Here is an 11,294-nt window from a genome sequence, read left to right as displayed (position 1 = left end):
TCTCTTCGCTGATCGGCAATTCCCTGACCCTGTAAGCGCTTACTCTCGGCTTCAGCCCGGGCTTTGGCGACGATCTTGATACGATCTGCTTCAGCATCATATTCTGCTGCAACCTTTTCTCTTTCCGCAGCATTAATCCTGTTCATGGCTGCTTTTACCTGTACATCAGGATCTATATCTGTAACCAGGGTTTTGATGATATCATATCCATAAGACTGCATCGCTTCGTTCAATTCACGGTTTACAGCAATGGCTATGTCATCCTTACGCTCAAAAACATCATCCAGCTTCATTTTAGGCACTTCTGCACGCACAACGTCGAAAACATAGGCTGTTATCTGGTCATGCGGACTTTCAAGCTTGTAGAAGGCATCATACACATTATCTTTTCTAACCTGGAATTGTACAGAAATTTTCAGCTTTACAAATACATTGTCCTTTGTTTTAGTTTCCACCAGAACATCAAGTTGCTGAACTTTTAGATTAATCCTTCCTGCTACCTGATCAATGAGCGGAACTTTCAATTGTAATCCGGAATTCCGGATACTGGTAAACTTTCCGAAGCGCTCTACTACTGCTGAAGTTTGCTGCCGAACTACAAAGATTCCGGAGAAGATAAGCAGCAACAGAAAAATGGCGAATATGGGTATTAAGACAAAATTTATCATGCTAATAGAATTTTTACTGAAAATAGGCATTCTTCAGCATTTAATCAGCATAAAAAAAGCTGGTAAGATCAAATTTCTTACCAGCTTAAATAATATTCAGGATCAATTATCCCAGAGTTTCAATGGCTTTAGTAAGCCTGCTTAAAGTTTGTTGTTTTCCAATATAGCTTGCGATTTCATAAACGTCTGGACCTTGTAATGCTCCAACCAGTGCGAGACGCAAGGGCATCATCACTTTTCCAAAACCAATCTCCTTACTTTTAATCCAGTTCTTGACATCAGCCTGCAGTTGTTCGGTTTCAAAATTATCTTGTCCTTCCAGAAAGGTTTTTAATTCGTTCATCAATTCTGCTGAACCTTCTTTCCATGCTTTTTTAGCATCTTTTGGCTCGAAAGAAGTAGGGGAGACGAAGAAGAAATATCCCTGATCCCACAGATCTTCTACAAACACTGCTCTTTCTTTTATCAAGGAAACAACGTTTTTAACATAGGATTCTTCTACCATGATCTCTTTTTCCTTCAGGAGCTTTTGAAATTCCTTTGTAACCTGCGATTCATCTGCTTCCTGCATATAATGCTGCTGGAACCATTTTGTTTTTTCCGGATCAAATTTAGCACCTCCTTTATGAACCCGTTCCAGTTCAAAAGCCTTAGTTAACTCTTCAAGACTAAAAAATTCCTGCTCAGTTCCTGGATTCCAGCCTAAAAATGCCAGCATGTTTACCACCGCTTCAGGGTAATAACCATCTTCTTTGTATCCTGCAGAAACATCGCCTGATGCGGGATCTTTCCACTCAAGAGGAAATACCGGGAAGCCCATTTTTTCACCATCTCGTTTGCTTAATTTCCCTTTACCCTGAGGTTTCAGAATAAGTGGTAAATGAGCGAATTCTGGTGCGGTCCATCCAAACGCACGATAGAGCAAATAGTGTAGAGCCAGAGAAGGCAGCCATTCCTCACCACGAATTACATGTGTGATCTCCATTAAATGGTCATCCACGATATTGGCGAGGTGATAGGTTGGCATTCCATCACTTTTAAATAAAACTTTATCATCCAGAATATTGGAATCAATTTCCATTTCACCGCGAATCACGTCCTTTAAATGTAAGGTTTCATCCTGCGGAGATTTGAACCTGATCACATATGCATCCCCATTTTCAATTTTCTCCCTGGTTTCTTCGGAAGAGAGTGTAAGGGAATTATTGAGCTTTTCTCTGTTATGCCAGTTATAAATAAAGGTTTTACCCTTTTCTTCGTGATCCTTTCTATGTGCGTCCAGCTCTTCTGAAGTATCAAAAGCATAGTAAGCATTTCCAGAAGCTATCAATTCTTCTGCATAAGCGCGATACTTGTCTTTTCTCTCGCTCTGCCTGTATGGTCCAAAACCTTTTTCCTTGCCCGGTCCTTCATCGTAAGGTATTCCGCACCAGTTTAAGGATTCGATAATATAATCTTCAGCTCCATCCACGTACCTGTTTTGATCTGTATCCTCAATACGAAGAACGAAATCACCACCATGTTTTTTGGCAAATAGATAATTGTATAAAGCGGTTCTTACACCACCAATATGCAACGGTCCCGTAGGGCTCGGAGCAAATCTTACTCTAATTTTAGAAGACATAAAAAGTGAATTTTCAAGCAAAGATACAACCTTATTCAAGCAATCCTAAACTCAGCCAACTACTAATTAAAGTGTCTTAATTGTCGTATTTTTAAACAAACTATAGAATTAGTGACCAGTAATTTTGATCGCATACTTTCCAGGCTTGATGCTTTCGTTCGAAAATATTATTTCAGCCAGATACTAAAGGGCATGATGCTCTTTGCAGGTATCGGGTTGTTGTATTTTCTCCTTACCGCAAGCCTCGAGCACTTTTTCTGGTTTAGTGAATCTGTGAGAGCATTTCTATTCTGGTTATTTATTTCAATAGAAATTATCCTGTTCATTTACTTTATTGGGTTCCCTCTTTTGAAACTTTTTAAACTTCGGAAGGGAATAAATAAAGAACAGGCTTCAGAAATTATAGGAACACATTTTCAGGAAATAGGAGATAGGTTACTCAATTTATTACAACTTGATCGTACTTCTGAAAGATCTGAATTACTTATTGCAAGCATCGATCAAAAAGCTGAAAGTCTAAAGATCTTTAATTTTTCAGAAGCAATTGAGCTAAAGAAGAACTTCAAATTTTTACCGGTGGTCATTCTTCCTGTGCTGATCATACTTGCCTTATGGATCTCTAATAACTCTCATGTTTTTACTGATGGATTTGATCGAATAAGTAATTATAATCAGGTTTATGAAGAACCAGCTCCATTTCAATTTATAATACTGAATGATAAACTGGAAACATTTCAGAATTCAGATTTTGAACTGGTAGTACAGATTGAAGGAGAACAGATTCCTGCCGAGTTGCACCTTATCACAGATGACTATAAACGTATCCTGACTGCTGAAGGGCATGGACGCTTCATCTATAATTTTATAGATGTAGACGACTCTTTAAATTTCAAATTAAAAGGTGCTGATATAAGTTCTAGGACTTATAAGTTAAAGGTTTTGGCTTTACCGTTGATCACGAATATGGATGTTGAGGTGAATTACCCCAATTATCTAAATTTTGATGACCAGGTATTCAAAGGTATAGGATCCTTTCAGGTGCCTGAGGGTTCAAAATTATCCTGGAACTTCTCAACTGTAGCTACAGATTTTGTGCAATTTGAAAGTAATGATTCAGTCCGAAACCTACAAGTAAGTCAGCATCAAGCTGAAATAGAGCAACATATATTTAGAGATTTTAATTATTCAGTTAGTTCTTCCAATGCTAATAAAACTGATCATGAAAAGTTAGATTTTCTAATTGAAGTCGTTCGCGATCATAATCCTGAAATAAGCTTGCAACACACAAAAGATAGCTTAGAGTCACAGAATACTTATATAAAAGGTCGGGTAGAGGATGATCATGGTCTTTCCAGCTTGCAGTTGGTATATTATCCGCAGGATTCGATTCAGAAAAAGCGTATTCAAAAGTTAGATGTTAGCTCAGCTCTTGTAGATGAATTCTACTATAGCTTTCCAAATGAATTGGACCTCGAACCTGGTATATCATATTCTTATTATTTTGAAGTCTTCGACAATGATGGTGTAAATGGCGCTAAATCAAGCAGGTCAGAGATCCTTAACTTCCGAATGATTACCCAAACTGAAAAGGAAGATCAAAACCTGGAGAAACAACAAAACTCTATCGAAACATTTTCCGAAGAACTGGAAGAATTTAGAAAAGATGCGAATGAACTTGAAGAGCTGCAAAGAATAGATAAGGAGAATAGAAACCTGAATTACAATGAGAAGCAGCGCCTGGATCAATTTTTAGAAAGGCAAAAGATTCAGAATAAGCTCATGCAAAAGCATAGCAAGGAACTTCAGCAAAGCATAGAAGAACAATCTAATGAGCAACCATCTTCTAGTAAAGAAGATTTACAAAAAAGGCTTGATGAGAACGAAAGGAGTCTAAAGGCGAATGAGGAATTATTGAAGGAACTTCAGGAGTATTCAAATAAAATCGAGGAAGAAAATCTAGGAGAAAAGTTGGAGGATCTGTCTAAGAAAAATAAGAACAATGAGCGCAATCTTGAGCAACTTTTAGAACTAACCAAACGATATTATATTGAAGAGAAACAGCGAAAGATAGCAACGGATCTAAATCGTCTTGCAGATGAACAGGAGAAATTTTCAAACGAATCTGAATCAACTTCAGAAGAACAGAAAAATCTTAATAATGAGTTCGATAGGATTCAGCAGCAAATGGATGCTTTGTCCAAGGATAACCAGCAATTAAAGAAACCAAAATCCTTAGCTCGCGATGAAGCAATAGAAAAGGAAATTTCAGAAGATCAAAAGAAGGCATCAGAAAAATTGCAACAGCAAAAGAATGCCAGCCAGGAACAAAAGAATGCTGCTAAGAAAATGCGACAATTGAGTGCTAAAATGCAACAATCCGGTATGCAGGCAGACATGCAGAAGTTGGAAGCAGATGCTAAGGTTTTACGTAAAATTTTAAATAATCTGGTAAGGTTTTCTTTGATACAGGAAGAACTGTTAGAGGACTTTAAAAGTATCAAACAAACAAGTCCGGCTTACGCAAACAAACTAAATGAGCAGAGTGAACTACGAGAGAACTTCGAACATATTGATGATAGTATTTACAGCCTCGCGCTACAAAATCCAATGTTCTCAAGTAAAATAACTTCCAAGCTTACAGATATAGATTTTGATATTGAAAAGTCGCTGGAAAGACTAGCTGAAAATCAAATAGGGCAGGGTACCGCTAGTCAGCAATATGTTGTCACCGGGGCAAATGATCTTGCAGTCATGCTTTCTGATATTCTGAATTCTATGCAGGATATGATGTCCAATCCGCAATCTGGTTCTGGTGATGGACAGGAATTTCAATTGCAACAGATCATTGATGAGCAAAAGGAACTTCAGCAGGATATGCAACAAAACATGGACATTCCTGAGAAATCAGGAAAGCCTGGTCAGAAAAATTCTGGTGAGATATTTGAAATTTATAAACGTCAGCAAAACATCAGAAGGAAACTAGATGAATTAATGGAAAATGGCTCATCGGACGCTCTCGAGAAGAAGATGGAACAAATTGAGGAGGATCTTTTGGAGAAGGGTTTTGATGGGAAAGCCCTTGAAAGAATGAAGCAGTTGGACTATGAATTAATGAAAATGAAGAACGCTGCGCAAAAACAGGGATTTGATAATAATAGGAAAGCAAACATGAATACTCTGATCTATGAGAACAGGCTTCAAAACCAGATAAATACCGCTAAAGAATATTTCCAATCAACTGAAATTTTAAACAGACAAGTCTTACCTTTGCAGCAAATTTACAGATCTAAGGTTAAGGAATATTTTGGTAAAAGGAACGATTAATTTTTTCAATGAAAACAACTTCAGCCTGAAGGATGAGGTATTATTTCAAAACTGGTTATTCAGGCTTGCTGAATCTGAGCATAAGAATATAGGCGAGATCAATTACATTTTTTGTGATGACGATTACTTATTGGAGATCAACCAGAATTATTTAGATCATGATACCTATACAGATATTATCAGCTTTGACAATACTGTAGGTAATTCTTTAAACGGAGATATTTTCATAAGTACAGAGAGAGTAGAGGAGAATGCTGCGGAATTTAATGTAGATTTTCTTCAGGAACTTAAAAGAGTAATAGCTCATGGTATGTTACACTTATGTGGATATAAGGATAAATCTGAAAGTGAGAGTGAATTAATGCGACGTAAGGAAGACGAGAAAATGGAAATGTTCCACGTGGAACAATCGTAATGAAAAGAGGATTTTATGTTCGATAAGGAATATGATGTTATAGTAATAGGAGCTGGTCACGCAGGAAGTGAAGCTGCCGCCGCTGCCGCTAATATGGGTAGTAGTACGCTTTTAATAACAATGAATTTGCAGAATATTGCTCAAATGAGCTGTAACCCTGCTATGGGTGGTATCGCAAAAGGTCAGATCGTAAGAGAAATAGATGCAATGGGTGGTTATAGTGGAATTGTGAGTGATACTAGTGCTATCCAGTTTAAGATGTTGAATAAATCTAAAGGACCTGCAATGTGGAGTCCTCGTGTTCAAAGTGATCGTATGCGTTTTGCTGAAGACTGGCGTTTAAAGCTGGAGCAAACCCCAAATCTTGATTTTTATCAGGAGATGGTAGCAGGTTTGATTATCGAAAATGATAGGATTACTGGCGTAAGAACTTCCCTAGGTCTGGAAGTTCGTGCTAAATCTGTTATATGTACTAATGGAACATTTTTAAACGGACTCATCCATATAGGTGATAAGCAATTTGGTGGTGGTAGAGCAGGGGAAAGAGCTGCTACTGGAATTACCAAGGATTTGATTGACGTTGGATTTGAAGCTGGAAGAATGAAAACAGGAACTCCTCCGCGTGTGGATGGTAGATCTCTGGATTATTCTCAAATGACCGAGCAACCTGGTGATGAAATCCCTTCCAAATTTTCTTATTCTAATGAGACTAAGCCATTGGAAAAACAACGTAGCTGTTATATGACCTACACTTCTAATGAAGTGCATGAGATCCTCAAAGATGGTTTTGATCGATCTCCAATGTTTAACGGACGTATAAAAAGTCTTGGTCCTAGATACTGTCCTTCCATAGAGGATAAGATCAATAGATTTGCAGACAAAGACAGACATCAGTTGTTTGTAGAACCCGAAGGTTGGAATACTGTTGAAGTTTATGTAAATGGTTTTTCGACTTCACTTCCGGAAGATGTTCAATTTAAAGCTTTACGATCTGTAGCTGGATTTGAGAATGTGAAATTCTTCAGACCTGGTTACGCAATAGAATATGATTATTTTCCACCAACTCAGTTGAAGCATACTTTGGAGACCAAGCTTATTGACGGTTTATATTTTGCTGGACAGATCAATGGAACTACAGGTTACGAGGAGGCGGCTTGTCAGGGCATGATGGCTGGTATTAATGCAGCTCTAAAAGTGCAGGAAAAAGAAGAATTTATTCTGAAGCGTAACGAGGCATATATTGGTGTTCTTATAGATGATCTAATCACAAAAGGTACAGAAGAACCTTATCGAATGTTCACTTCAAGAGCGGAGTATAGAACTCTATTAAGACAGGATAATGCCGACTTCAGGTTAACTGAAAAATCTTATAATATCGGTCTAGCTTCGGTAGAACGGATGAGGAAAATGGAGGAAAAGAAAGAGAAATCTTTTAAGTTCGTTCAGCATCTAAAAGATCTTAGTGTAGTCCCAGAAGAAGCTAATCCTGTTTTGGAGAAAAGAAATTCTTCTCCCATGAAACAAAGTGATAAAGTCTTTAAAGTATTTTCAAGACCACAAATCACAATGGAAGACGTACGTAGTTTTTCTGGAGTAAATGAGTTTATTTTTGAGAATGACCTTAACAATGAGATGATAGAGCAAACTGAAATTCAGGTTAAGTATTCTGGATATATCGAGAAGGAGAAAAATAATGCCGATAAGCTAAATCGTTTGGAGAATGTACGTATTCCATCAAACTTTGATTATTCCAGTATAAAAAGTATGTCATACGAAGCCAGGGAGAAACTAAAGAAAGTACAACCTGCTACCGTTTCTCAAGCCTCTAGAATTAGTGGAGTAAGTCCTAACGACATTTCAGTATTATTGGTTTACATGGGTCGGTAATTTGCTCATGTTCCACGTGGAACAATTAGTATTTTGATAGAATCGAATAAGTTTAAATCAGCTCCGGAAACGCAGGAAATTATACTTACCTGTAAAGATCATCTTGTATCGCAGGAATGCTTTTCTATATTGGAAAGCGAACCTGGGATTTTAAAAACATCTCCTGTCCCAGAGAAATTACCGGCATATTATAAGAGTGATCGCTACATATCTCACACCGATTCAGAAGAAAATTTTCAGGATAAAATCTATCAGTTTGTAAAGTCTAAAATGCTTTTGAAAAAAGCAAAGTGGATTGAACAGGAAACCGCGGGATGTAAACTTCTGGACTACGGTGCGGGAACCGGTGATTTTCTCGCTTACATGAAAAATAGAAACTGGAATGTTTTTGGGGTGGAACCAAATGAAGATGCCAGGGATTTAGCTTCGAGAAAAGGAATCACAATTGAGGACAATCTGGATAGGTTGGATGCTAGAACATTTGATGTCATTACCCTCTGGCATGTACTGGAACATATTCCAGATTATGAGGAAGTGCTGAAAAGACTGGTAGCTAAATTGAACAAAAATGGGCTACTTATAATTGCGGTTCCTAACCATAGATCTTATGATGCTTATTACTATCAAAGTCATTGGGCTGCCTGGGACGTTCCAAGACATCTCTGGCATTTTTCGAGAAGCGGTATTTCTCAACTTTTGAAATCGAACGACCTTATTCACGTCTGCGAAAAACCATTAATTTTCGATTCCTTCTATGTGAGTCTATTAAGCGAGGAGAATCAAAAATCAAAGCCTTCTAAAATTAATGCATTCTGGCGCGGTCTAATCTCCAACCTTAAAGCAAGATCTACCGGAGAATACTCTTCCATCGCCTATTTTTACAGAAAGTCATAAATAAGCTTATTTGAGCTGTTTTAAGAGCAGTATATATGTTCTCATGATATCATTCCTGGAAAATTGCTTAAAGGCTCTTAAAACGAATCTAAATACTTCATTATTTATAAGTTAATCTTATAATCTTTGTGTATTTGATTAATCTTATCGATAACAACTCTTCAAACTCCTATTTTACTCTAAGATTAGTTTCTTACCTTTGCCAATCAAATTTTTTAACTATGATCAAAAAAGTTTTCGGAATTGCTGCAGTTGCAATTTTAATGGTATCCTGTAACGAGCAAAAAACAGCTTATGTAGATACTAAAGTATTGGTACAGGAGTATAAAGAGATGAAAGAAGTGGAAGCTGAGTTCACTTCCAAATCAGACTCAGTGCGTCAACAACTGGATTCTGTTGCAAAATCTTTCCAGGAAGAAGTTCAGGCTTACCAGTCTGAAATGAATTCTATGTCTGATGCTCAGAGACAGGAAAAAGAACGTACACTTATGCAAAAACAGCAAATGCTACAACAACAACAGCAAATGCAAAGTAATCGTCTTAGAGAGCAAAGTACGGCCGCTATGGATTCTTTAGTTGAAAAGGTAAAGGGATACGTGAAAGACTACGGAAAGGATAATGGATATACATATATTTTTGGTTCCAATGAATCGGCAAATATTATGTATGCTGAAGAAGGTCTTGATATTACCCAGGATGTCCTCGCTGAATTAAACGAGCAATACGGTGGATCTGATGTTGCTACTGAAGAAAATGAAGAAGTAGAAGACTAATTTCTACGAATAGCTTATAAAGAAAAAGGCTCCTAACAAGGAGCTTTTTTTATTTAAATCCTTTTTTCTAGTTCATCATCCATACACCCAAGATACACACGATAAAGTATCCGGTAAGCGTAAATGCACCAGCATAATCTTTAGCCACTCTCTGTCCAAATAACAGCATAAGCAAGGTAACACATGCCAGAATTGAAGCTAGTAGCCCTAATCCAGAATCACCATTGGATATTAATGTGTAGATACCTGCAATTGCCAGAAGTCCTACTAGTACTTCGATCACCAGGATAATTCCAACCATGAGGGGAACCATTCCTGCCAGAAAGGTTTTTGAGAAATGTTCCTTTAGCCAACCAGTATTTCCACTCCAGTCCATCATCTTATCCACTCCAGATTGTAGGAATGTAATTAGAATGAATAGCAGTATTAGAATCTCAGTGATATAGGTATTCAGATTTTCCATAATTCGTTATTTTTTGTGTAGATATCGGGTTAGTTTAATAGAAAGATCGGTCAGAATAATTTTAGCATTTCCATTTCTACCAATATGATAAATGGCAGTTTCTATTGCTTCGGAAATTTCTCCAATATTCTTACCATTTATAAAAGTTGCAAATTTATCGAATTTAAAGACTTTCGGTTCGATATCAATATAAACTAAGTCTTTAGCCTTATAATTTAGCAACATTGCCTGTCTGAAGAAGTCGAGACAATATCGAAGGAAGCTTTTCTGAGTTTCGCGATTAAGAGACGCTATTTCATCACTCCAGGCTACTAGCTCCAATACTGTAGCTTTGTTCCCTTTAGCCTGAAATGCACTCCGTACCCATTGAATAAACCAGGCCTGAAACTGTTCGTCTCCCGCATCTTTTCTCAGGATATGCATTGCCCTGGTGTAATCCCCATTAGCTTGATGCGCAATCTTCCTGGCGATTTTTGGTTCGCAATCTTCTTTGCGAATTAGAAAATCTTCTATATCAGATTCTCCAAGAGGTGGAAAATGCAAACGCTGGCATCTGGACCTAATTGTTTGAATAATTTGTTCTTCAGCTTCAGTAACAAGTAAAAAGATGGTTTTACTTGGCGGCTCTTCTATCAATTTCAGCAACTTATTAGAAGCTTCATTGTTCATCTTTTCAGGCATCCAGATGATCATCACTTTAAATCCACCTTCATAACTTTTCAAGGAGAGTGATTTTACGATTTCATGAGCTTCATCTACACCAATTTTGCCCTGCTTGTTTTCAATTCCAAGACTCTGATACCAGTCATATAAACTTCCGTAGGGATTCATTTGAACAAACTGTCGCCATTCCTCGAGAAAATGTGAGGAAACGGGATGCTTTTTGATCTTTTCATTGGTTGCAACCGGGAATGCGAAATGCAGATCTGGATGAGAAAGATTATTGAATTTCAGATTGCAGGAAGCTGAACTTTCTAAATCATTTTCTCCACTAGTATTGCCACATAAAATATACTGAGCGTAGGCGATCGCCATGGGTAAAGTACCGCTACCAGCCTTTCCGGAAAAAAGTTGAGCATGCGGAATTCTTCTCCGGTCTGCCGTGGTTACAAGATGATTTTTTATATGCGGAAGGCCTATTATTTCTCTAAAAAGCATAGGCAAATATAAAATTATATAAGCTTTATTATCTTCGGAAAAATTTATATTTGTAACAAAGCAAACCTATGAAAACTATAGACGATTA

The 11,294-nt window shown here is 37.4% G+C and carries 9 protein-coding genes; 5 read left to right on the top strand and 4 right to left on the bottom strand.

What is annotated here, in order from left to right; genetic code table 11:
- Both QZ620_RS11430 and gltX read right to left on the bottom strand, forming a co-directional pair.
- Window positions 1–668: SPFH domain-containing protein (locus QZ620_RS11430; protein ID WP_295181719.1), on the bottom strand; the 668-nt coding region annotated here is incomplete at its 3' end.
- Between the two features lie 106 nt (window positions 669–774).
- The gene (gene gltX, locus QZ620_RS11425; RefSeq protein ID WP_295181717.1) at window positions 775–2,292 is read right to left on the bottom strand and encodes a glutamate--tRNA ligase; all 1,518 of its coding nucleotides are present in this window, start codon (window positions 2,290–2,292) and stop codon (window positions 775–777) included.
- Between the two features lie 111 nt (window positions 2,293–2,403).
- On the opposite strand from gltX, the gene QZ620_RS11420 reads away from it, so the two are divergent.
- The 5 genes from QZ620_RS11420 (at window position 2,404) to QZ620_RS11400 (ending at window position 9,585) form a co-directional block, all read left to right on the top strand.
- Window positions 2,404–5,616 (top strand): DUF4175 family protein, encoded by a 3,213-nt coding sequence (locus tag QZ620_RS11420; protein WP_295181715.1) that lies wholly within the window; start codon window positions 2,404–2,406, stop codon window positions 5,614–5,616.
- Complete coding sequence (ybeY, locus tag QZ620_RS11415; RefSeq protein ID WP_295181713.1) at window positions 5,597–6,031, top strand: rRNA maturation RNase YbeY; 435 nt, start codon at window positions 5,597–5,599, stop codon at window positions 6,029–6,031. The genes QZ620_RS11420 and ybeY overlap by 20 nt, the downstream gene beginning before the upstream one ends.
- 15 nt (window positions 6,032–6,046) lie before the next feature.
- Window positions 6,047–7,918, top strand: a complete 1,872-nt coding sequence (gene mnmG, locus QZ620_RS11410; RefSeq protein WP_295181711.1) for a tRNA uridine-5-carboxymethylaminomethyl(34) synthesis enzyme MnmG — start codon at window positions 6,047–6,049, stop codon at window positions 7,916–7,918.
- 33 nt (window positions 7,919–7,951) lie between these two features.
- Window positions 7,952–8,812: a class I SAM-dependent methyltransferase gene (locus QZ620_RS11405; protein WP_366935461.1), complete on the top strand. Its 861-nt coding sequence runs from the start codon at window positions 7,952–7,954 to the stop codon at window positions 8,810–8,812.
- A gap of 221 nt (window positions 8,813–9,033) precedes the next feature.
- Window positions 9,034–9,585 (top strand): OmpH family outer membrane protein, encoded by a 552-nt coding sequence (locus QZ620_RS11400; RefSeq protein WP_295181709.1) that lies wholly within the window; start codon window positions 9,034–9,036, stop codon window positions 9,583–9,585.
- Window positions 9,586–9,652: 67 nt separating this feature from the next.
- Here the strand turns inward: QZ620_RS11400 and QZ620_RS11395 are convergent, their stop codons facing one another.
- Together QZ620_RS11395 and QZ620_RS11390 are read right to left on the bottom strand one after the other, a co-directional pair.
- On the bottom strand, window positions 9,653–10,048 hold the full coding sequence (locus QZ620_RS11395) for a DoxX family protein (protein WP_295181708.1): 396 nt from the start codon (window positions 10,046–10,048) through the stop codon (window positions 9,653–9,655).
- Between the two features lie 6 nt (window positions 10,049–10,054).
- Window positions 10,055–11,206: a DNA polymerase III subunit delta' gene (locus QZ620_RS11390; RefSeq protein WP_295181705.1), complete on the bottom strand. Its 1,152-nt coding sequence runs from the start codon at window positions 11,204–11,206 to the stop codon at window positions 10,055–10,057.
- Window positions 11,207–11,294 lie beyond the last annotated feature (88 nt).

The sequence above is a fragment of the uncultured Christiangramia sp. genome (genome assembly GCF_913046405.1).
GTDB classification, from domain to species: Bacteria; Bacteroidota; Bacteroidia; order Flavobacteriales; family Flavobacteriaceae; genus Christiangramia; species Christiangramia marina.
Note: the sequence above shows the minus strand (reverse complement) of the source record. Positions and strands in the feature narration are given on the sequence as shown.

Coding starts and splice junctions, on each gene's coding strand:
- QZ620_RS11395 (WP_295181708.1), bottom strand. CDS start 10,048: ATGGAAAATCTGAATACCTATATCACTGAGATTCTAATACTGCTATTC.
- QZ620_RS11400 (WP_295181709.1), top strand. CDS start 9,034: ATGATCAAAAAAGTTTTCGGAATTGCTGCAGTTGCAATTTTAATGGTA.
- mnmG (WP_295181711.1), top strand. CDS start 6,047: ATGTTCGATAAGGAATATGATGTTATAGTAATAGGAGCTGGTCACGCA.
- gltX (WP_295181717.1), bottom strand. CDS start 2,292: ATGTCTTCTAAAATTAGAGTAAGATTTGCTCCGAGCCCTACGGGACCG.
- QZ620_RS11390 (WP_295181705.1), bottom strand. CDS start 11,206: ATGCTTTTTAGAGAAATAATAGGCCTTCCGCATATAAAAAATCATCTT.